We start from the raw sequence: 20791 nt of genomic DNA, 5'->3' as shown, positions 1-20791 counted from the left end.
GGTTTTTCCCTCGCTATATTGGTTTATATTCATTATTTCTTGTAGGGATCGGCAGCATCGCGCAAACCGTCGCCCACGAAATTATAGGCGAGCACCGTAAGGATGACCGTGCCTAACGGGATCAGCTTCCAAGGATATAAAGCGACGTTCTCGATTTGCTGAGCCTCCTGCAGCAAGACGCCCCAGCTAGTAGCAGGAGAGCGGATGCCGAGCCCCAGAAAACTCATGGCCGTCTCGCCCAGAATCATCGACGGAATCGCTAAGGTGGCGGCTACAACCAAATAACTGATAAATCCGGGTACAAGGTGGACTCGGATGATTTTCATGTTGCGAACGCCCGAGATTTTGGCCGCCATGACGTAATCTTCGTTTTTCAAGGAAATGAATTTGCTGCGAACGACCCGCGCGAGTCCCGTCCAATCGATGAACGCAAGGATGATCGTGATGTAAAAATACATTTGCACGACCGGGATTCGAGGCGGAATCGCCGCGGACAGTGCCATCCAGAGCGGAAGCGTCGGGAACGAGCGGATAATTTCAATCAATCGTTGAATCATGGAATCGATCAAGCCGCCGAAATACCCAGAAATTCCCCCGATGACGATCCCGAGCAGGAAGCTGATCGTTACGCCGACGAGCGGAATGCTTAGCGATATTTGACTGCCGAGAACAATACGCGAAAATAAATCGCGGCCCATGCCGTCCGTACCGAACAGGAACAATTTTCCGGGGTTATCTACGCCGAACAAATGTTTATTGGTCGGAAACACCCCCCAAAACTTATAGCTTTCCCCCTCGACGAACAGCTTGACGGGATACCTCGTTTCCGAGTCCTTCACATAAATTTTCCGGAGCGTTACGGGATCCCTGCCGGATTTGAGCCCGTACACGAACGGCTGCAGATGAAACTTGCCTTCAGCATCGATCCATCTCATGGTCATCGGCGCCGAATTGACGTACTGGCTGTCATAGCTTAGTAAACCCTGCGGAGCGATAAATTGGCCGAACAAGGCAACCGCATACAACACAATCAAAAAAAACAAACTGACTCCCGCCAACTTGTGCTTTTTGAATTTACGATACATTAATCGCCACTGGGAGCTGTAGTATTCCTCGGTCATCGGTTTGGCTTTTCGTCTGCCAATGTGGCGAAGCGGGTTGTTTATTATGGTTTTCATCGCTTACGCACCTCGGTATTCCGTACGGATTTTCGGATCGAGCCAGGCGAGCAGTATATCCGATATCAAAGTGCCGAGCACGGTCAAGATCGCCATAAAAAACAACCACGTACCGGCCAAATACATGTCCTGAGCGAGCAATGCGTTATACATGACAGGTCCTTGCAGCGGAAGGTTAAGTACAATCGCAGTAATCGTCGAGCCGGTGAAAATATGGGTCAGCGACCAACCGAGCGTGCTGACAATCGGATTAATGGCGGCGCGCGTCGGGTACTTCCATATGATTTTCATCTCCGATAATCCTTTAGCACGGGCCGTAACTACGTTTGGTTTGTTCAATTCCTCCAGCATTTGTCCCCTCATGACACGGATGAGCTCGGCCGTACTCGCGAGTCCGATCACGATGATCGGGATAATCAGATGCTTCAGAAGGTCGAGCACTTTCGCAAGCGACCATGCGCTATTGGCTTGCGCTTCCGAGAAAAGCCCCAGCAGCGGATCTCCGAAGTACACATAAGAGAGATACATCAAGATGACCGCGAGCAAAAAGTGAGGCGTCGCCATGCCCAAAAAGCCGATTGCCGTAAAGATATAATCACCGACGGTATATTGTTTGATTGCGCTGTAAATGCCGATCGGGATGGCCAGCAAGTACGTAAAAGCCATCGTGACAATGGAAACGATAAGCGTCAGCGGCAAATATTGTCCGATCACCGCGGTTACCGGTTTGTTAAAGTTGTAAGAGTACCCGAAGTCAAAGTGCAGAACGATATTTTGGGCCCAGTAAAAATATTGCACGATCCAATGCTGATCCAGACCATATTGCGCTCTCATCTGCGCCATCTCTTGCGTCGTCATGACATCCCCGGCAGCCGCCATCTTAGCGGCATAGCTCGACACGAAATCGCCGGGAGGCAGCTGTATGATATAGAAAACAATGATGGAGATCACAAATACGACGGGAATCATCAATAGGCATCTTCTAACAATATATCGCAGCATCCGTTCTCCCTCTTTCTTTAGAAAAAAGGGGGGAAACCGCTTCCCCCCTTGGGTGACTGCCGATTACTTGAAAAAGAATTGCGCCGGATGGGCGTGGCCGAGATTGCGGAATTCATCGATATCCACCAAATCCATCGGCACGTTCCGTAGGTTGTTTCTGACCACGGTCAGCGACGGAGTCGGTCCGGTATAACCGATAACCCATTGATTTTTTTGGTGCAGCTTGATGATCTCGTTGCTCCATTTCGTAATTTCCTCCGCATTTTTTGCCGCTTTCACTTTGTCCCAAGCCTCGAGAATTTTGGCGACGTCCCCTTCCGGCTTCACGCCTTCCTTGCCGCCGGACTGCGTATACAATCCGTAATGTCCCAGCCACGGAGTAAGCACGCGCAGCGGCACCAATTCGTCCGGGCGATAGGCTACGTTGACGAGGTTTACCGTGTTCGGGAATGCCGGCACCTTGTTGGCGTATTTCAGATCCTGCAATGTCCCTTGATCGACGATTTTCAAATCCGTTTTGAGCCCGACGGCCTCATAATATTTTTTGATCAATTCCATGAACGGGGAGTTCGTGGTCGTATCGGTATAGAAGGTAAGCGCCAAATTGGATCCGTCCGAGAATTGCCTGAAGTTTTGGGCGTCCCGCTTCGTCAAACCGATTTCATCGAGCAGCTTGTTGGCGCGGGCTGCATCGAAATTTGCCCACTGTTTATCCCAGCCTTCCTGGTAACCGACCAAGCCTTTCGGTACCGATGCTTGCTGAGGCTTTCCAAGACCGCTCGTAATGATTTCGGAAATTTCCTTTCGATCGACGGCCACCGAGAGCGCCTCCCGGAACCGGATATCCTGGAACAGCGTGCGGTATTTCGGATCTTCGGTGGTCTGATTCAATTGCACGCCCGTGCTGGACCATGCGGTATTCGTCCACTGCAATACGCGGTAATTGCCGCGTTTTTCATTTTCTTTCAACACGGTGAAATCTTTAAAGGTAAACTGGTTCAAATCGTAATTTCCGGCCAGGGAGTCCAATAAAGATTGATTGGAATCCTGAATTTTTTTCAAATTAATGCGTTCGATATAAGGAAGCTGTTTCCCTTGCTCGTCGACCTTCCAATAGTACGGATTCCGTTCCATCACGAACACGTCGCTGTTCGGATCGTTCTTGGCATGCCATGCTCTCAAGGTCGGAATTTGCGGGTAAATCCAGTAGTAGTATCCCGTTTCGACCAGGAACGATTGGACATCTTTGAAGCCCCACTGCTTGGCGATTTCGAGTGCCTTCGCTTCGCCTACGAACTCAGGCAATATCGTTTTCTGAAAATGGGCGGGAGCGAAAAACCACTTGTTGTCGATCGCCACCCGCTCAAGGAACAAGACGCTCGGGTACTTATGCTTCACTTTAAAGGTATAATCATCGACCTTGGTCACTTCGGCGAGCGCTTTTGCGCCCGTCACCGGATCGACCGAGTAGTACGCGTCGTATATTTTTTTGCCGAACGTTTCTTTCTTCAACATGTGCTCCCAATAAAAAATCACGTCGTCGGCCGTGAACGGGACGCCGTCCGACCATTTCATGCCTTTGCGCAAATGAATCGTAAATTCCGTCGAATCCGCATTGACCTCATAGCTTTTGGCCACGTTCGGTTCGACGCCGCTGCCGTCCGCTTTGAAACGAAACAAAGCCTCCTCCGTAGGTTTACCGATCGTCCACCGGTCATTCGGGCCTTTCCACGGCATGCGCCATTCTCCGCCATACTTGCCGATCTCTTCGACGATGCCTTCCACCATTACATCTTCTTTGGCGGGAATCCGTTTATCGAGCGAAGGCAGGCTGCCCGATTTTACTGCGTCCGCCAGCGCCGGAGCTTCGGATAAAGCGCTTGCAACAAGCACCGGCTTTTTCGAAGACGCCGCCTTTTCAGCCTGTTTTACCGGCTCGCTCCCTTGCGGCTTGGGGGTAGGTTCCTGCGCCGCATTGCTGCCGGCATCACATGCTGCGGCAAACAGTACGAACGACAGGAGCATGAGGCATAATTTGATCCGTTTCACCATGCAAATACCTCCTTCAATATAAAAACGATGTGAGGCTGATTTATACATACATCTTGCATGACTCACGTAAGATGAGCTTGGCATCGATCACCTTTTGCTGCACGATACCGATATTTTTGATTTTTTTTAACAGAAGTTTGGCCGCCTCCGAGCCCAGCAATTCGGCCGACAGCTCGACGGAAGTCAGCTTCGGTGACGTTTCTTGCGCCAATACCGGATCGTCGCTCAAGGCGACAATCGATAATTGCTCGGGAATGACAATTCCCAGCTCTCTCGTCGCTTGCAACGCGCCAAGAGCGACGCGGTCCGTATCCGCAATAATGGCGGTGTAGTCATGATTGCCGTACGAATTTTTTAGCGATACATAACCGTAATGGGTCGGATTCCGGTGCTGCTTTCTGGAATAATGCATCACTTTCAGATGCTCCGTCGACACCCCGCTGCTCTCGAACGCCTCGTATAAACCTCTCTTCCTATCGGCCGCTACCGTCATGTCGGACGACGCGTTCAGAAATAAAATCGAGGTATGTCCGTTCTCGAGCAAATATTGTCCGACCTGGTTTCCGATTTTTACATTATCGTTATCGATGTAGCATACCGTTTCGTCCATCGGATCGGGTCTCCCGATAAGCACGAGAGGCGTTTGCATCAATTTATATCTGTCGATTCTGGGATCTTGCGTCCGGGGGTTCAGCATGATCACTCCGTCTACCGGATCTACCGCAAAGTGGATCGGATCATCATGCTCGGGCAGCGTATCCAATAGCACCCGATACCCTCGCTTGGAGCATTCTCTTATGACGCCGTTGATCAGCTGGACTTCAAATCCGGACATCGCATGTTCCCGGGATATCGGTATTTTGAGTCCGACGATCATCGTTTTTTTGATCGCCAGGCTGCGCGCAATATGATTTGGAAAGTAGCTTAACTCCTTGGCAACCGCGAGCACCCGCTCCGTAACTTCCGTGCTGATCGGTCTTTTTTTACTGAAAACGCTGGAGACAGTGCCTTTGGAAACCCCCGCCATCTTCGCGACATCGTTAATCGTAGCCATACGGCCCTCCTCTCTCGATTATTTTAAACCGGTTTTATTAAACCGGTTTAATGATAAAGGCGCGTAATTTGTAGCACGAACTCCCATCAACCCATCCTCTAGAAGCAGGCTACCCTGAATTTGGACAAATCTGGAATGAAAGCGCTTAACCAAATCCTATCACATGTATAGTCGTCCTTTCAACCAAAATATTCTAAATATTCGCAATTTTCCTTCTCCCCCCTTGCCATTCAGAAAGTCGCAAGGAATCCCGTGTTGTTGCTTTACTGCTCACGGAATGATTAAGAGAGATCCTTATAATAGAAAAACAAATCATGGTATCGGGCCTGTTACATTATTTTTTGCAGTCATTCGCTAGGGCGAGCCTTCCTATTTTCATGGAAGAGCGTTGACTTCTCTTGCGATTTATTTCGAAAAACCGAAGGGGAAACACCGTATTTTTCTTTGAAGGCTCTGTGAAAAAACGTATAGCTTTTGAAGCCGCAGCTATCGGATATTTCTCCAAGTGTCATCGAGGTGTAATTCATTCGATCCACGGCGCCTGACAAGCGAATTTCCATTGCATATTGAATCATTGTTTTGCCAAAGCACTCTTTGAATACTTGAGAGGCGCGGGGTACGCTTAGACCCACATATTTTGCGACATCTTCTATCATTAACGTATCGACGACATGGGATTCAATATATCTTTTCATTCGGGAGGCAGTGTATGGACGATTATGGGAAGGATCTTTTTCGGAAATGATCCGTTCAAGATACAGACAAAGCGTGCGAAGCAAATGAGAGGTCAACTCATGATTATCCTCATTCAAGTGAGACTTTTCCAAAATAAGCTGTTTCCACAAAGTCAACAAAGTTTCATTTGGATCAATGTTCACTCGCCAAGGCCTGAAGGATCGGTTCCACCATCCCTCGATCCACTCGTTATTGCAAAATAAATAATAATCTCCACTCGCTATTTTGGAAGTGCCGTCCATTGTAGATGGTTCCGCTCCAACTCGCAGTTCGTATACGGTTCCGGGCGGCAAGAAAATAATATCCCACGGAACCAATTGCGTCTCATGTCCATCCACTAATACTATACTTGATCCTTCGGTCTGAAGACGAATTAAATAGTTTTGCAGTCCTGGCGTCCGATGGGCTGTACAAAATTTGCTTGTATGATAAGCATAGCCGCATAACAACACATCCTGCATCATGAGTCACCGCCAATTAATCACAAGATAGTTTATAAATATGATATTATCGTTTATTTACCATAGGCGCAATAATCAAATATGATCAAGACAGGAGACTAAATAACCTATTTTAAAAAGGCGGGATTATTAAATGAAACAAAGAAAACGAAAACCATTTATGCTGATCTGTTCTCTTATTCTCTCTCTGACAGTCACAGGGTGTGCGGGGCAATCGAAGCCTGGAAATCCAACGAATGCTTCTGGCGGCAACATAGAGGAATTAAATATTACGGAACCCGTCACTCTTAAATTGTACTCTCATTATGCCGCCATCAATACACCGAGTGACGTGGAAGCTTTATTCGGGGCGGTCAAGAAAAAGCATCCTAACATTAACATAGAGCTTGTAAAAGGAGTGAAATTGGAGGATATGGTCGCTTCCGGTGATCTGCCGGATTTATTTGCTGTTCCGCACGGATCGATGGGAGATTTAATTTCACTTGGCGTTGTGAGTGATATGAACGAGTTTGTTACAAAATATCAGGTTGATATGAAACGCTTCGTACCCCAAGCGGTTGACGCGCTCAAATCGTATGGCAAAAAAGGTGAGTTGTATGGGATCCCTTATACGCTAAACTACGGGGTGCTTATTTATAACAAGGATATTTTCGACCGATTCGGGGTTTCCTACCCTAAAGACAATATGACGTGGCAACAAATTATCGATTTGTCCAAAAAATTGACGCGCGCGGATAACGGAACTCAATATATCGGTTTTGATCCGGGTACGGAGAAAACGATGGCTCGGGGATATTCATTAGGAACAATGGATGCGAAGGGCCAACCGATATTGGATTCGGAAAGTTACAAGAAAGTGTTCAATTTGCTGGAACAAATGTACACGATTCCTGGTATGGTTCAGAACAAAAAATATTCGTATGGGGTAGACTACTTTATCAAGGAGCAGAAGTTGGCCATGTTCCCAACCTGGTTAGCGGCGATATCAAGCAGGCTCCCAGCGCTCAAAGAAGAAGGGAAAGGCTTTAATTGGGACATCGCCGGACATCCGATATTTGACGATAAGACCAGCATGGGACGTGAAACGGAGTTTCAATCTTTAGTCGTACCGCCTAACAGCAAAAATAAGCTAGCCGCGTACCGGGTCATTTTGACCATGATTAGCGACGAAGCCCAGACTGAAATGAACAAAGGGAACAACCTTACGATTCTAAACAATCCGGAACTGAGAAAGCACTATGCATCGAATAATGATATTTACAAAGGTAAAAATTTGGAGGGCGTCTTCAAATTAAATCCGGCTCAAGCTCCTATCATTACCGAGTTTGACGGAGAAAATTATAAATATTTGAGAGAAGCTGCAGCTGACATGATCTTGAATAATAAAGATGTCAACACCGTATTGAGAACGGCTCAAGAAAAAGCATCCAAATATGTTCAAGATGAAAAAGCTCGTCGAGGAAAATAATTTGTCCCAGGAAAGGGTCAAACAGGTACGGAAGACGAGATAAATAACGTAAAAACTCCCAGGTTGCATTAGCCTTAGGGAGTTTTTTTGACGTTTTGACAAGTCTATTTTCTCGCAGGCTGGTCCTTCAGAACGGCGTCGATCATAACAGGGTAATGATCACTTGGATATTCCCCATCCAGTCGGAAAGCAATTTTCTCGCTGCGATTGATTGACGCTACATCCCCTCGGTACAAGATCCAGTCAATGGTTTCGCTTGAGCTTCCTTTGTAGCCGTGGAACGTGCCGATCTTATTGTTAACCCGATCGGTTGCATCTTGAACGGCATCCTTCATTTTTCCTGCGTCCTTAAATGTGTTATAAGGCATGCTATCTACATTTGTATTAAAGTCGCCCGTCAAAAAGATGGGCAAATTCGGTTCGAACTTTTCTAGCGTTTGAACGAGCAGTTCAGCACTAAGCTGACGTGCCGATTCAGATTCATGATCCAAATGCGTATTGACTACATAAAACCGGGAGTGATTGGTCAAATCTTCAAACTGTACCCAAGTTACCATGCGTGGATAGTTGTTTCCCCAGCTTTTGGAACCCGGCACATCAGGTGTGCTGGATAACCAAAAATTGCTCTGCTGCAGAGGCTTCATTCGATTCACATTATAAAAGATCGCCGTATATTCCCCTTGATTTCCTCGTTCACGTCCCACACCGATCCACTTGTAATGGGGGAGACCTGCTTCCAAATCTGATAATTGGTTATGATGTCCTTCCTGTGTACCGATAATATCCGGACCCTCTTTATTGATTAACTCTTTAACGATTGGCAACCGCTTCGCCCAAGTATGGCTGTCCTTCGCTGCAGCGGTACGCAAATTAAAAGTCATGACCCGAATAGGTGAAGCTGTCTTTTCTTTTGAACATCCTGTTAAGGATGTTCCCGTTACGGCGCAAATACTGAGCATGATGGTCAGTAAGATGCCACGATTTTTCAAAGAAATTCCCCTCTTCTCTTTTTCTTGCGGTATTTTCATTTTTGATACTTCCTCTTGTTACATATCAAGACTCCTATTTGTCTCCCCTTTCAATTCATTTCAAGTCGCGAATCCTAGGTACATTTTATACGATCATGGTACGCCTGGAAAATAAGCGATACTATAAATTTTATACACTATTTCTACTAAATTTATTTTTTTCCGAAGAGCTTGCTTTCCCGGTTGGAACTGTTGCGGCCGACCGTTATGGGGTGAGAAATACCCGCTCTTGATCAAGCGGATGTCTGGCGATACCGGCCCTTAGCTTAAGAAAAGGCAGCCGATTCTCTCAACCGGCTGCCTCCAAATGATTTATTGAATTCTCATAATTTACTAGTTAAACGTGGTTTAGCGGCTGTTCAACTGCTTTAAGAATTCGCGCATGAAGCCGGGCAAATCCGGCCAAGCATGGCCGGAAATGATATTTCCGTCCACGCAAAGCGTCTCCTTTGCGTAGGTCGCGCCCAAGGATTCGACATCCGGTCGGCAAGCTGCATAGGCGGTCATCGTACGACCTTCAAAGTAGGCGCGATTGTTGACGACATTGAGAATCAGTGCCGCATGGCAAATAGCCCCGACAGGCTTATCCGCTTCAAAAAAGTGGCTGACGATTCGAGGAACGTTGTCGTCCAGGCGAATATATTCGGGAGCCCGGCCGCCGGGAATGATCAATCCGTCGTACTCCGCAGGGTCGACCTCGGAAAAAGCGATATGCGAATTCAACTGGTAGCCCGGCTTTTCCGTGTACGTATCCCAACCTTCGAAATCATGGACGACCGTGCGCAGCGTTTTGACGCTGGGGGCTGCGATAACGGCTTCGAATCCTTCCTCCAAAACGCGGAAATATGGATAATAGACTTCCAGCGACTCAGCGGCATCTCCAGTGATAATGAGAATTTTTTTGGACAATACGATCACGCTCCATGTACAAAAAATTTTTACCCCGTATTTATTGTCATTGAAGCGCGGTTATCTGTAAAGGGATGTAAATTGCGGATTTTTGTCGGTGCATTGTCTGTGATGGCGATCATTTATTTTCAGCCTTTGACGAATGTACGAAAATAAGCTTGTACGAACGTAAAAAAGAAAGCCATCATCGTAATGGCTCTCTAATCCGGACTCCTCTATATGATATCCAGAGGTACTTTTCTTGAAGGTCTCGGAAATGCCACATCCAGATGGTTAACGTCTTCTTCCGTTAATTCGACTTCACCCGCGGCTGCATTTTGTCTGACATGCTCCTCAGTCGATGCTTTCGGCAAAGCAAGCACATCGCCGCTTCGGATACACCATGCCAATAGAAGCTGAAACGGCTGAATGCGATGCTTCTCGGCGATTTGTTGGACCGCACGGTTTGCAATCAGGCCTCTTCTTAACGTTCCCGCCTGTGCCAGAGGCGAATAAGCCATGATCGGGATGCCCCGCTCTCTTTGCCAGGGCTGCAACTCTACCTCGATGCCGCGGGAGCCAAGATGATACAGCACTTGATTGACGACGCAGTGCGAACCTTTAGCCAGACGGACCAGCTCCTCCATATCGGCCGTATCGAGGTTGGAGACGCCCCATCGCACGATTTTCCCCGCTTCGACGAGCCGTTCCATCCCCTCTATCGTTTCGCCAAGCGGAATGTTGCCTCTCCAGTGAAGGAGGTAGAGGTCGAGCCGATCTGTCTTCAGCCGCTTTAGACTTTGCTCACAACTCCGGGCTATGCGATCCTGTCCGGCATTGTGAGGATATACCTTGGATACGAGAAAAACTTGTTCTCGAATGTCTGCTATCGCTTCTCCGACCAGCTCTTCGGACAAGCCTTCCCCATACATCTCGGCCGTGTCGATCACGGTCATACCCAGCTCCACGCCAAGCCGTAAAGCGGCGATCTCTTGCTTTCTCTTGGACGGCTCGTCCCCGATATACCAAGTACCTTGTCCGATGGCCGGCAACACCGTGCCGTCTGCAAGTATAACCGTATGTTTCACCAACGTCCCGCTCCTTCCCTATCCGAAGATGGGTCGTATTTGTCATCATGATTTCATTTTAGTCTCTAGGGTAGTCTACCTTCATAATATCCATAAATGGGACTTTCGTAGTCTCGCCGGATCGTTGAACATGGACTTTACTGGTTCGGGAATCCATCGCGACAATGTGACCGCGCACGGGTTCTTCCCATCCCCATACGGTTAATACAATTTCGGCCTGCTCTTGTTTCGCTTCAACTAGTTGGTTCCCGATTTCTTCTAAAACAAATTCATCACGCGTCGGTCGCTTTGCTACTTTTGGTTTCCCCATACCTGCCGATCTCTCCTATACCTTCAAGTCATCAATCATTTTCTGGATGTACCTACCTATCTTAACACTAATCGATGCCTTTGCCACGTCGCGCATAATCGTAAACTTATCTTCATAGCCGCGAAATATAAAAAGACCTTCCAAATAACGGAAGGTCGTTAAACACTTAATGGTGGATCCTAGCGGGGTCGAACCGCTGATCTCTTTGCTGCCAGCGCAGAAAATTTTCGATTGATTTCACTCATGCATTTAGCCACTACGGCTTTTCTTACACGCGATTCGTTTCTTTCCATGCGGACGGATGATCGTCGTTTACAAAATCAAATTCCGCTGCATTGGCGTTGGCTTGGACCTGCTCAGGGCTTTTGCAGCCGGGGATTACGCTTGTAACAGCCGGATGCTTGAGGCACCAGGCGAGCGCCCATGTCGCCATATTGGTACCGACCGGCAGTTCATTGTTCTGGATTTCCTGCACTCTCTGTAACTTGATGGCTGTCTGCTCTTTATCATGCCGGGAACGGACGTCATTTGCCGCAAATTCAGCACCGGGTTTATATTTTCCGCTTAAGTATCCGCTTGCAAGAGGAACGCGAGCAAGCACGCCCAGATCCTGACGCTCACATGAAGGAAACACACGGTTTTCCGGTGTTTGATCTAGACGGTTATAAACGACTTGAATTGCTTTGGCGTTTACTTTGGTGGCAGCATCCGTTTGATGCAAATTATCATTGCTGCCGATTGAAATGCCCAAATTTCTTATTTTCCCGGATTGAACCTGTTTGTCCAGCATTGTCCAAAGCTCATCATTATCGAACACTTCATTAGAACCTGAATGGAATTGATACAAATCTATATAGTCGGTTTTCAAGGTTTTAAGCGATGCCTCCAATTGAATAAGAACCTCTTCGGCCGACCAATAATTTTTGGCTGCGTTATCCCGATCAGCGTGATTATGACCGAATTTTGTCGCAAGCACCCAGTCTGCTCTGCTGTTTCTGCGGGCGATATAATCACCGATAAAGCCTTCCGAAAGATGATGACCGTAGCATTCTGCCGTATCTATGAGATTGATGCCGACTTCAGATGCTTTATCTAGAATTGCATCCACTTCATCTTGTGTGAAATCCTTGCCCCAAGCACCACCAAACTGCCATGTTCCTACTCCAACCACGGAAACTTTCAGTTCCGTTTTTCCTAGTCTGCGGTATTTCAATAATGACATCTCCTTTTTATTGAAATTGGTGGGTTGTCGTGTACGCCTTGGTACGAAATCATACGCAGAAAAGGTTTATACTTTCGGTCCTTGTCCGACCTCAAGGAGTCGTCTTTTTGCTTCTTCATAAACTTGAGCGGAAAGTTCCCCTTTTTGGGCAATACGTAAATTTTCAGCCAAATGCTCGGGGTTCTTCGTGCCGACAATTGTCGTTGACATGCCGGGATGGCTCAAAGTGAACCTCAATAAAAAGCCAGTTCTGCTTTCACCTTCATCCAGCAAATCATCCATTTTCGCCTTCTCCCATACCGCCCAGCGATCTTGATTACCTAGCCCGACACCTGGTTCACCGCGACCTACACCGCCGCGAATGATCGTTCCGGCTCCTGCCCGAGCGGCTTGCGCAATCATTTCCTCGTGATCCCTCTCCAGGGCGGAATAAGGAATTTGGAAAGAATCGAATACCCCTAGTTCAATATACTTTGTGATGTGCGGCAGCGTTGAGGAAATGCCGATCCAACGAACCTTGCCGGACGACTGAATCTCTTTGAGCACTTCAACCAGGTTCCCTTCCTCCGTCTGATCTACCGAAGGGTTGTGCAGCTGAAGGATGTCAACATAATCCGTCTTCATTCTACGCAAGCTTTCATCAATATTATGCAACAGGTTCTCTCTTGTCCAAACATGAGGCGTTTCATCATGATCACCTGCATTCACCACCGTACAGCCGCATTTGGTAGCCAGAATGAACTCGCTGCGTCGATGGCTGATGAAGCGGCCGATGTATTCCTCACTTAAACCGTAATCATAAGCGGTATCAATAAAATTGATTCCGGCATCAAGTACAACGTTTAAGATGCGTTCTGCCTCCGAATCGGTTACAGGCCGTCCTTTCCAAATGCGCGGACCGCGAATCTCCATTGCCCCAAAACCCAAACGCGTCACTTCAAGTCCTGTTCTGCCTAATATCGATTTGCGCAATTCATTCATCAACAATCACTCCGTTCAAAGTGTATTATGAAAGTGCCGAAATGATACTTCGGGTTATACCCATGTTCGTCCTGTTCCTTGGATAGGAGTTACTTCAGATATAATGGGCCGCTAAGTCGAATCATAAGGGAATGTCCAACGAATGAAAAGTACGCACTTTTTCTTTACTTGGTTACCTATAGGTTACAAATTAAACAAGCCCTCTGGTTACCTTACTTAACTTAGTGTATATTTTAAACAAATGATATTTTCGGAGGTGTGGGTATGAATTATGATTGTTCGATCGAAAAATGCCTTAATGTCATTGGAGGAAAATGGTCCTTTTTGGTTCTTCGGGAACTCTTTTGCGGAAAAAAACGCTTTGGTGAATTAAAAAACAGCATCCATGATATTAGCTCCAAGTCTCTTACACAAACGCTTCGTCACCTTGAAGCAACTGGCATAATCGTTCGTGAAGCTTATGCAACCATTCCTCCGACCGTTGAATATGAACTGACCGAAAAAGGGCATACGCTGCATACCATCATTCACGAAATGAAAAAATGGGGGGCTCATTGGGCATAAAAAAGAACCAACTCAAGTTATATGCACATTCATAGGGTTAGTGATGAGGGTTGTTTCTCCATACGGGATAGCCGAGCCCTACGTACGCAAGCCCCCACAGCAGCGTAAGCCAGCTACTTAATGCCGGAATGAAACCCAAGAACACCCAGATGAGCAGCATGACCGCCGCCCATCGCGGCAGTTGCCCGGCTCGAAACGTGACGAACGAGAACAAGACAAGCCCGATGAGCATCAGCGCATTGTTCACTATCGGGAGAAACAAGGCTGCTTCGGACGGCTCCGCTTTCAGTATCGTGCTCCACACGAGGCAGCCCGTCATCATGTTGCCCAGCGATAGCAGCAAACATCCGATGAACCCGAGTACCCCGGTGCGCACCGCTTCATACATATATATCCCGATCGATCCGATAGCCATCAGGTAGCAAGCGATAAGACCCGCCCATAGTTCCGGCATACTGTCGCTTCCCCAAATGAGCGCGCCGGGTGTCATCAGCATTCTCGCTACACCGCCCAAGACGGCGATCAATCCAAAGCCGGAAGTTATTTTATCCATCGTCATTGTACATCCTCCTTAGCGTCCGTCTTACGGCGATACCCGTTCCACACTTATACCAGAACAATGTGCTTCCTGAACCATTTTCCAACCTTCGGCGTCAATCCCCAATTGATCCATAATTACCCTCATGTCTAGCTGTATCTTGGCCGCTTTCCAGCTTGCAAAGTCGATCATGTTGCTTGCCGGAGCCGCCCTTTCTCTGGCGACTTCCTCCGCAGCAGAAACAGCCTCCGCCATTGCTTGGAATCCTGCTGGCTCGTTCATGAAAGCAGCGACGAGATATGCCTCGCATGTCGCGAGCTTCAGCTCGGCCTCGGCCTTTTTCATCGGGAAACTGCGGAAGTGCACCCGGCTGAAATAATAATACCTGTTACCCACTTTTTTGATCTCGATCATCTTAATCGCTCCGTTTCGCTTATGTGTTACCGTCTCGACGATCCGGCCGAATTTGCCAAGACCAGAAGGCACCTCCCGTCATTTTATATCTTTTGTTCGTTATGGCTCGTTAAGGGAGCTTCAGCTCGATCTCGATGCGGTGGATTCCGCTTGTAATACTCGTAAAATCGGTAGTCAAGGAATCCGCGTATTTATTTTCCCTCACCTTGCGAATTTTCATCTGCACGGGTTGCTCCCCTTCGAGAACGTAACTGGCGATGATCGTATACCTGCCTAGAGGAACATCCTGCATGCCGAAGCCGTCCGGCGAATTCGTGCCGTGCCCCTTGATCACCTGTCCCGGACTACCATCGACAAGCGGTCCGTCAGGGGTCAGCGTAATTTCGACGTCTTCCCGGTTGGGAGGAGGAAGTGTGAGACCTTTCGGATTCATCAGATCCATCATGTAGAAAAGCACTCTGCCTCGGCAGGAGTAACATCCTTCCGGCTTGGCGCCGCTCGCATTCCAGGTGAAATTGCGGATCGCTCCGTCATCGCCCGTGAAAGGATTATCGTTGTCGGGAACAAGGTTGAACGTATACGACTTCCCATTATATGGACGCTCAATCTTAGCGCTGGCATGCCATGTCGTTGCACGCATGCCGAGCGGAATGCGGTAATATCCGTTCACGTCCGTTACGTCTATCGCATTACTGTTGTAAATCAGCTGATTGTCCGCAACGACTTCGGCCCCCTCCATCGGCTTGCCCTGGGCATCGGTGACGCGGCCCTTTACAATCCCAGGTTCAACCGTTTCCGCGCCTCCTTGCCGTGTCATGCCTCCGTTTTCGTCACCGCCTTCGATGTTGATGACAAACCCGTTTCCGCTATCGATAAACGTAACCTCATACCCGCTGTTCTCCGAAATAAATCGGAGCGGGATCATCGTTATTCCATCTATCATTTGCGCAGGCACTTCCAGTTCGACCGATTTGCCGTTCGCTTTGGCTTTCGTGCTATCCAGCGTAAGTTCGATCTCAAGGCCTCCCTTCGCGCCGGATGCTTTCCGGACTCCGCCCGTATCCGACCATTTCACTTGAAACCCGAGCGTTTCGAACAATGGCCGGAAGGGCACCAGGGTGCTCCCCTCCCGGATTACCGGCTGCGCGTCTTCGAATGTCAACAACTCCCCGTTGTAGTACACCTGCAGTCCTGTGGAAGCCGCAGCAACCGGCTGCCAGCATAACATCATGAACAGCATAATAACGAAAAGAACGCGGACCGACTTTTTTAGGACAACCCCGCGGCGATCTTTTAATCGATTCATAAATTTCTTTTCCTCCTTTTAATGGACCATTGCCTAATTGCAAAAGCCATTGATTCGAAACTCATCTTCGACCTTTCCATTTTCCAATGAATGGCCGGCACCCATCCAGATGATTCGATCCTAATTTCGGTATTGAGCTGTCATTATTTTGCGTCATGACCCGTCATTCAAGGCGCTGCTTTCCATAAAAAAACGCCTCCGGCTTCAAAGCCGAAAGGCGTTTCCTCATGCTGGATTAAGTTTCGTCCGGCAGCGAGAGCGTCAGCAAGCAGCCGCCGTCTTCCGGGGACGATAGCTCCAAAGAGCCGCCAAGCGACCTCGCCCGCTCCGTCATGACCCGCAACCCGATTCCGGTGGCGGCGGCGGGTTCGTATCTTTTGCCGTCGTTCCATAAGAAGAAGCGGATGCACCCGTCCCCGTGGCCCAGCTCAAACCGGAAACGGCGGCACTCTCCGTGGCGGATACCGTTGGTCAGACCTTCCCGCAAAGCGTAATAAATGACCTTTTTATGCAAAGCGCCAAGCGGCGGAAGTGGTCGAATGTCCATCTCCGCTGCCACTCCGGCGGCCACGGTTTCCGCCATCAGTTCCCGCAAGGCTGGCTCGAGGTCATAATCCGAGCCGCTTTGTTTCATCATCCGCACCGATTCGCGCACTTCCTCCATGCCTCTGCGGACCAGATCCTGTGAGAGCTGAAGCTTTTCATATCCCCGCTCGTCGTTTTTCATCAGCAGCCGTTTGGCTGCTTCAAGCTGAATGATCGTCGTGGTCAGCGTGTGACCGACAATGTCGTGAATATCGCCGGCAATGCGGTTGCGCTCCTCGACGACCTGAAGCTCCGCTGTTGCCTGTGCGGTTTCCCGCATCGATTGCTGCAGACGAAGATGGGTCCGCTCCAAATCGGCGGTCCGCTCCTGCACGAGCCGCTCCAGCGAGTGGGTCAGCTGGGAGAGCTGCAGCTGAACGTTGACGCGGGCGAGCAGCTCGTTTTTGGCGAGTGGCTTGGTCAAATAATCGTTCGCGCCGGCATCGAAACCTTCCAGTAAATCGGACAGCCGATTTCTCGCCGTCAGCATAATGACCGGGAGTTCGCTGGCGGAAAATCGTTTGCGGATCGACCGGCAAATGTCATAGCCGTTTCCATCGGGGAGCATGACGTCGAGCAGCACCAGGCTTATTTTATACCGATCCAACATATGCAGCGCTTCACTGGCAGAATACGCTTTAACTAGAGTAAACGGCTGCATGAACAAATAATTGTCCAGCACCTGATGGTTAATTGACTCATCATCGACGAGCAGCAAGGTAGTGCCCGAACCGGTCGCCTGTACCGCCGAAGGGGCGGAAAGAGGCTCCGGTTCGGGCGGCGGACTTTCTTCCGCCGGCCAAGGATCGGGTGCCCCCGCGTCCAGCACAAGTATCGCCTCCGTGTCACCGGGAGCCAGATCGATCTCACCTGCGATGGGCATCGTAAACGAACATTCCGTGCCTTTTCCCGGTACGGATCGGATGCTGATCGTTCCGTTCTGCAGCTCGACCAGCTTCTTCGTTAAGGGCAGGCCGAGCCCCGTGCCCTCCAGCGTCGCGGCAATCTCGCCAACCTGTTCGAACGGCTCGAATACGGCAGCCAGCTTATCCCCGGGGATCCCGACCCCCGTATCTGCGACCGCGATCCGCATCCGTTCGCCTTCCCGTACGGCGTTCACGGCAATTTCCCCCGATGGCGTAAATTTCACGGCATTGCCGACCAGGTTGTACAATATTTGCTGCAGTCTGTCGGGGTCTGCAGCGATCGGCGGCAGACCGGCATCGACCCGGTTGACCAGCCGAACTCCTTTGCCGGCGGTCATCGGGCTGAATGCGGCCAGTACAATTCCGGCTGCATCGCGCAAATGAACCGGTTCGATATGCAGCGGGATGTCGCGGTGTTTGATTTTGGCCAGATCCAGAATATCGCTGACAAGCCGTGCAAGCCTCTTGCCGCTCGCTGCGATTAGCTGCAGGTTGTGGCGGGCCGTTTCCGGAAGCGGGCCTGCAATCCCTTCCAGAAGCGACTCAGTGAGACCGATCATCCCATGGAGAGGCGTCCGCAATTCATGGGACGTATTGGCGAGAAAGTCGTCCTTAATCCGGTCCATTGATTCAAGACGGTCGTTTTTATCCCGCAATTGTTCAGCGAGCTGCCGGGATTGGCGAAAGACGTCCTTAAGCCGCGAGACGATCATCATACCAAGGGACAACACGAATAGAAACATGCCCAGGTAGAAAATATTCGGTTTCCAGTAATATGAGAAAAAAGGCATATGCCGGATGCTAAATGCATTGATCCAAGGAACATATAAAAAAAGCAATTCCAAAACCTTCGAGAAGGCCAGCATGCCCGTGCCGAAAGCAAGCCAGGCCGTCTCCGCGTCCCTGCGATGGCGAAACCAGTGCAGCATCGGACGGGCAATATACAGTAGCGCCGCGCCAAGCGCGAACGGATACACATAATACTCCGTCGTCATGAACCAATAGCCGTCATCAAGAGCCATCACGAACGAAATGGCCGCGTACGCGAGCATAAAGCGGGCAACGTTGCGGCAAGCGCGCTTGACGGGAGCTTCGGCCAGCTGCTCAAGCAAGCCGAAGATCGCGAAGGCCCCCAGCAGCGGACCCAGATTCTGAAAATAGCCGACGAATAAGGGCGGATCGAACAGGCTCATGATACTCGATCTGGCAAAACAGGTATAGGCGACACTGAAGTTCAGCAAGGAAAAATAACCGTGCAGCGCCTCCTTGTTGTAAAACAAATAAGTGGCGAAAGCGACAAATCCAAGGAACAAATAGCAGACGGTCAGCGCGACGGTTAATAAATTCGCCCGGATGATTTGCGTCGTGATGCTGTTCGCTTCGAAAATAATGAGCCGGCCGAAGTACAGCCCTCCCTCTTTCTGGGGCATCACCCGCAAATAGATCGTTTTCCCCGCGTAATCGACAGGAAGCCGGTAAAAATCTTTTTCATAGTATGGATCAATCCATCGGCTCGGGCGGCTCCAATTGAAATCGGCGATTTGCTTTCCGTCGAGATAGATTTGGTATTTCTTCGAATCCCGAATCTGCAGCAGCGGATCCCGGTGCGGCTCCTTGGGCTCTGGCAGTGTATGTTTTACCCAGAACACCTCTGTATGTTGCTTTGCTCCAGGCGTTGCTGCCAACTCTTCATACGGCTTCCAGCGAACCCCTTCGTCGACGACCCGGCCTTCCGTCACCTGCAAATCACCCAAGAATGCTTCCCAGCCTGGCTCGTCTTCCAACGTGTAGACATATTTGCCCTTAAACTCGGCAAAGCCGCCATTGACGAAATAAGTGAAACCGATGATCCCGGACAAAATGACGGTAACGATAATGATGTAATCCAAGCTTCGGTGCCACCGCAGTCCATTCGGTCGTTTCATGGATTGCTTTTCCCTCCCAATAGAGCCCGCAGCGTCATTACGGCGATATTGCGGTCGTTCGTGCCGATTTTGGCATAGATGGCGCTGACATAGTTTTTCACCGTACCCTCGCTCAAGAAAAGCAGCTCCGCCATCTCTCGATTTGATTTTCCTTCCAGCATAAGCAAAGCGATCGTTTTTTCTTTTTCGGATAAGGCGATCGTCTCTGTTTTATTCAGGACATCATCCAGACGCAGGCGTCCATCCACAGTAGAAGAAATAAGCCTTGACGCTAGTTTGGCCGCAATGACCGACGGCAGCATAAATTGCCCTCTGACGGCATCCCGAACGGATTGAATCAGTTTGTCTCCAGGCATATCCTTCAGCAGGAAACCGGTTGCTCCGCCGGCAAGCGCCTCCACGATATAGTCGTCCTCCGCAAACGTCGTCAAGATTAAAATGACCGTTTCGGGAAAATGTTGCTTGATCTGCTTGGTGCATTCAATGCCATTCATCCCCTGCATCTGAATGTCCATGAGAATCAGATGGGGACGATGCTGTTCCGTTAATGCCAAGGCCTCCGCCCCATTGCCTGCCGAAGCGACCACCCGCATATCCTCTTCCAAATTCAAAATCGTTTGGAGTCCGTCACGCATCAAAGTATGGTCGTCCGCGATGAGTATATCGATCATCAAATCATCCCCGATAGTTTGCGATTTGGTTCAAGTGTACCGTCTTATGGTATAGACTGGCAATACTCCAAAAGGGTAAAACGCGACGATGACCCGTCACTAACGGATACACTCGAGCTGCTACGACATCAAAAAACCGCTCATCCGAAAATGTTGCTTACTTCGGCTAAGCGGTTTTAACAAGTTTATTGCTGCTGTGTCATATTTTTCACGACTATGCTAGTCTTTCACGCACACTCTTTGCCAGAACCCCGAAGGGGAAAGCTGAAACTCCCAATGGCCTCCCGGACAGCTCGAAGTGCTTAAAGCGGTCTCGAAGACGATGGGTTGATGCGTAATGATTTGGGGTGCTGCATATTGCTTTTTCCCTGGCATTCCCATATCGTCCATCTCCC

19 protein-coding genes are annotated in these 20791 nt (G+C 49.3%); 2 read left to right on the top strand and 17 right to left on the bottom strand.

Translation table 11 applies throughout. The features are described from left to right. Nucleotides 1-32: 32 nt before the first annotated feature. The 5 genes from ACFQI7_RS32995 to ACFQI7_RS32975 form a co-directional block, all read right to left on the bottom strand. Nucleotides 33-1178, bottom strand: coding sequence for an ABC transporter permease (locus ACFQI7_RS32995; protein WP_218102171.1), 1146 nt, complete (start codon nt 1176-1178; stop codon nt 33-35). Nucleotides 1179-1181: 3 nt separating this feature from the next. Continuing rightward, complete coding sequence (locus ACFQI7_RS32990; RefSeq protein WP_218102172.1) at nt 1182-2180, bottom strand: ABC transporter permease; 999 nt, start codon at nt 2178-2180, stop codon at nt 1182-1184. 63 nt (nt 2181-2243) lie between these two features. Then, nucleotides 2244-4232, bottom strand: coding sequence for an ABC transporter substrate-binding protein (locus tag ACFQI7_RS32985; protein WP_218102173.1), 1989 nt, complete (start codon nt 4230-4232; stop codon nt 2244-2246). A 40-nt stretch (nt 4233-4272) separates the two neighbouring features. Further along, nucleotides 4273-5286, bottom strand: a complete 1014-nt coding sequence (locus ACFQI7_RS32980) for a LacI family DNA-binding transcriptional regulator (RefSeq protein ID WP_218102174.1) — start codon at nt 5284-5286, stop codon at nt 4273-4275. A gap of 347 nt (nt 5287-5633) precedes the next feature. Next, nucleotides 5634-6485 (bottom strand): AraC family transcriptional regulator, encoded by an 852-nt coding sequence (locus ACFQI7_RS32975; RefSeq protein ID WP_218102175.1) that lies wholly within the window; start codon nt 6483-6485, stop codon nt 5634-5636. A gap of 130 nt (nt 6486-6615) precedes the next feature. Between ACFQI7_RS32975 and ACFQI7_RS32970 the strand changes: the two genes are divergently transcribed. Then, on the top strand, nt 6616-7950 hold the full coding sequence (locus ACFQI7_RS32970) for an ABC transporter substrate-binding protein (protein ID WP_218102176.1): 1335 nt from the start codon (nt 6616-6618) through the stop codon (nt 7948-7950). A gap of 104 nt (nt 7951-8054) precedes the next feature. On the opposite strand, the gene ACFQI7_RS32965 is transcribed toward ACFQI7_RS32970, so the two are convergent. The 6 genes from ACFQI7_RS32965 to ACFQI7_RS32940 form a co-directional block, all read right to left on the bottom strand. Continuing rightward, the gene (locus tag ACFQI7_RS32965) at nt 8055-8978 is read right to left on the bottom strand and encodes an endonuclease/exonuclease/phosphatase family protein (protein WP_218102177.1); all 924 of its coding nucleotides are present in this window, start codon (nt 8976-8978) and stop codon (nt 8055-8057) included. 348 nt (nt 8979-9326) lie between these two features. Then, complete coding sequence (locus ACFQI7_RS32960; RefSeq protein WP_218102178.1) at nt 9327-9887, bottom strand: DJ-1/PfpI family protein; 561 nt, start codon at nt 9885-9887, stop codon at nt 9327-9329. A 215-nt stretch (nt 9888-10102) separates the two neighbouring features. Beyond that, the gene (locus ACFQI7_RS32955; protein WP_377518295.1) at nt 10103-10957 is read right to left on the bottom strand and encodes an aldo/keto reductase; all 855 of its coding nucleotides are present in this window, start codon (nt 10955-10957) and stop codon (nt 10103-10105) included. A gap of 55 nt (nt 10958-11012) precedes the next feature. Next, on the bottom strand, nt 11013-11264 hold the full coding sequence (locus tag ACFQI7_RS32950) for a YolD-like family protein (protein WP_218102180.1): 252 nt from the start codon (nt 11262-11264) through the stop codon (nt 11013-11015). Nucleotides 11265-11532: 268 nt separating this feature from the next. Then, entirely contained in the window at nt 11533-12477 is a 945-nt protein-coding gene (locus ACFQI7_RS32945; RefSeq protein WP_218102181.1) for an aldo/keto reductase, read from the bottom strand. 75 nt (nt 12478-12552) lie between these two features. Continuing rightward, nucleotides 12553-13467, bottom strand: a complete 915-nt coding sequence (locus ACFQI7_RS32940) for an aldo/keto reductase (protein ID WP_230415530.1) — start codon at nt 13465-13467, stop codon at nt 12553-12555. Between the two features lie 264 nt (nt 13468-13731). Here ACFQI7_RS32940 and ACFQI7_RS32935 point away from each other — a divergent pair, with 264 nt between their 5' ends. Next, complete coding sequence (locus ACFQI7_RS32935; protein ID WP_218102182.1) at nt 13732-14031, top strand: winged helix-turn-helix transcriptional regulator; 300 nt, start codon at nt 13732-13734, stop codon at nt 14029-14031. 37 nt (nt 14032-14068) lie between these two features. On the opposite strand, the gene ACFQI7_RS32930 is transcribed toward ACFQI7_RS32935, so the two are convergent. The 6 genes from ACFQI7_RS32930 to ACFQI7_RS32905 form a co-directional block, all read right to left on the bottom strand. Continuing rightward, nucleotides 14069-14590, bottom strand: coding sequence for a hypothetical protein (locus ACFQI7_RS32930; RefSeq protein WP_218102183.1), 522 nt, complete (start codon nt 14588-14590; stop codon nt 14069-14071). 24 nt (nt 14591-14614) lie between these two features. Then, nucleotides 14615-14983, bottom strand: a complete 369-nt coding sequence (locus ACFQI7_RS32925) for a hypothetical protein (RefSeq protein ID WP_218102184.1) — start codon at nt 14981-14983, stop codon at nt 14615-14617. A gap of 109 nt (nt 14984-15092) precedes the next feature. After that, nucleotides 15093-16289: a stalk domain-containing protein gene (locus tag ACFQI7_RS32920; protein WP_218102185.1), complete on the bottom strand. Its 1197-nt coding sequence runs from the start codon at nt 16287-16289 to the stop codon at nt 15093-15095. A 235-nt stretch (nt 16290-16524) separates the two neighbouring features. Then, a complete protein-coding gene (locus ACFQI7_RS32915) occupies nt 16525-19725 on the bottom strand; it encodes an ATP-binding protein (protein WP_218102186.1) in 3201 nt (1066 codons plus the stop codon). Further along, nucleotides 19722-20396, bottom strand: coding sequence for a response regulator transcription factor (locus tag ACFQI7_RS32910; protein WP_218102187.1), 675 nt, complete (start codon nt 20394-20396; stop codon nt 19722-19724). Before ACFQI7_RS32910 ends, ACFQI7_RS32915 begins: the two co-directional genes overlap by 4 nt. 219 nt (nt 20397-20615) lie before the next feature. After that, nucleotides 20616-20777: a hypothetical protein gene (locus ACFQI7_RS32905; protein ID WP_218102188.1), complete on the bottom strand. Its 162-nt coding sequence runs from the start codon at nt 20775-20777 to the stop codon at nt 20616-20618. Nucleotides 20778-20791 lie beyond the last annotated feature (14 nt).

It is taken from the genome of Paenibacillus allorhizosphaerae, assembly GCF_042659105.1.
GTDB lineage: Bacteria > Bacillota > Bacilli > Paenibacillales > NBRC-103111 > Paenibacillus_G > Paenibacillus_G allorhizosphaerae.
The sequence above is the reverse complement of the archived record's forward strand: the minus strand, read 5'-3'. Positions and strand labels throughout refer to the sequence as shown.

Coding starts and splice junctions, on each gene's coding strand:
- ACFQI7_RS32925 (WP_218102184.1), bottom strand. CDS start 14,983: ATGATCGAGATCAAAAAAGTGGGTAACAGGTATTATTATTTCAGCCGG.
- ACFQI7_RS32915 (WP_218102186.1), bottom strand. CDS start 19,725: ATGAAACGACCGAATGGACTGCGGTGGCACCGAAGCTTGGATTACATC.
- ACFQI7_RS32905 (WP_218102188.1), bottom strand. CDS start 20,777: ATGGGAATGCCAGGGAAAAAGCAATATGCAGCACCCCAAATCATTACG.
- ACFQI7_RS32980 (WP_218102174.1), bottom strand. CDS start 5,286: ATGGCTACGATTAACGATGTCGCGAAGATGGCGGGGGTTTCCAAAGGC.
- ACFQI7_RS32910 (WP_218102187.1), bottom strand. CDS start 20,396: ATGATCGATATACTCATCGCGGACGACCATACTTTGATGCGTGACGGA.
- ACFQI7_RS32990 (WP_218102172.1), bottom strand. CDS start 2,180: ATGCTGCGATATATTGTTAGAAGATGCCTATTGATGATTCCCGTCGTA.
- ACFQI7_RS32920 (WP_218102185.1), bottom strand. CDS start 16,289: ATGAATCGATTAAAAGATCGCCGCGGGGTTGTCCTAAAAAAGTCGGTC.
- ACFQI7_RS32970 (WP_218102176.1), top strand. CDS start 6,616: ATGAAACAAAGAAAACGAAAACCATTTATGCTGATCTGTTCTCTTATT.
- ACFQI7_RS32995 (WP_218102171.1), bottom strand. CDS start 1,178: ATGAAAACCATAATAAACAACCCGCTTCGCCACATTGGCAGACGAAAA.
- ACFQI7_RS32985 (WP_218102173.1), bottom strand. CDS start 4,232: ATGGTGAAACGGATCAAATTATGCCTCATGCTCCTGTCGTTCGTACTG.
- ACFQI7_RS32940 (WP_230415530.1), bottom strand. CDS start 13,467: ATGAATGAATTGCGCAAATCGATATTAGGCAGAACAGGACTTGAAGTG.
- ACFQI7_RS32975 (WP_218102175.1), bottom strand. CDS start 6,485: ATGATGCAGGATGTGTTGTTATGCGGCTATGCTTATCATACAAGCAAA.
- ACFQI7_RS32930 (WP_218102183.1), bottom strand. CDS start 14,590: ATGACGATGGATAAAATAACTTCCGGCTTTGGATTGATCGCCGTCTTG.
- ACFQI7_RS32965 (WP_218102177.1), bottom strand. CDS start 8,978: ATGAAAATACCGCAAGAAAAAGAGAAGAGGGGAATTTCTTTGAAAAAT.
- ACFQI7_RS32950 (WP_218102180.1), bottom strand. CDS start 11,264: ATGGGGAAACCAAAAGTAGCAAAGCGACCGACGCGTGATGAATTTGTT.
- ACFQI7_RS32935 (WP_218102182.1), top strand. CDS start 13,732: ATGAATTATGATTGTTCGATCGAAAAATGCCTTAATGTCATTGGAGGA.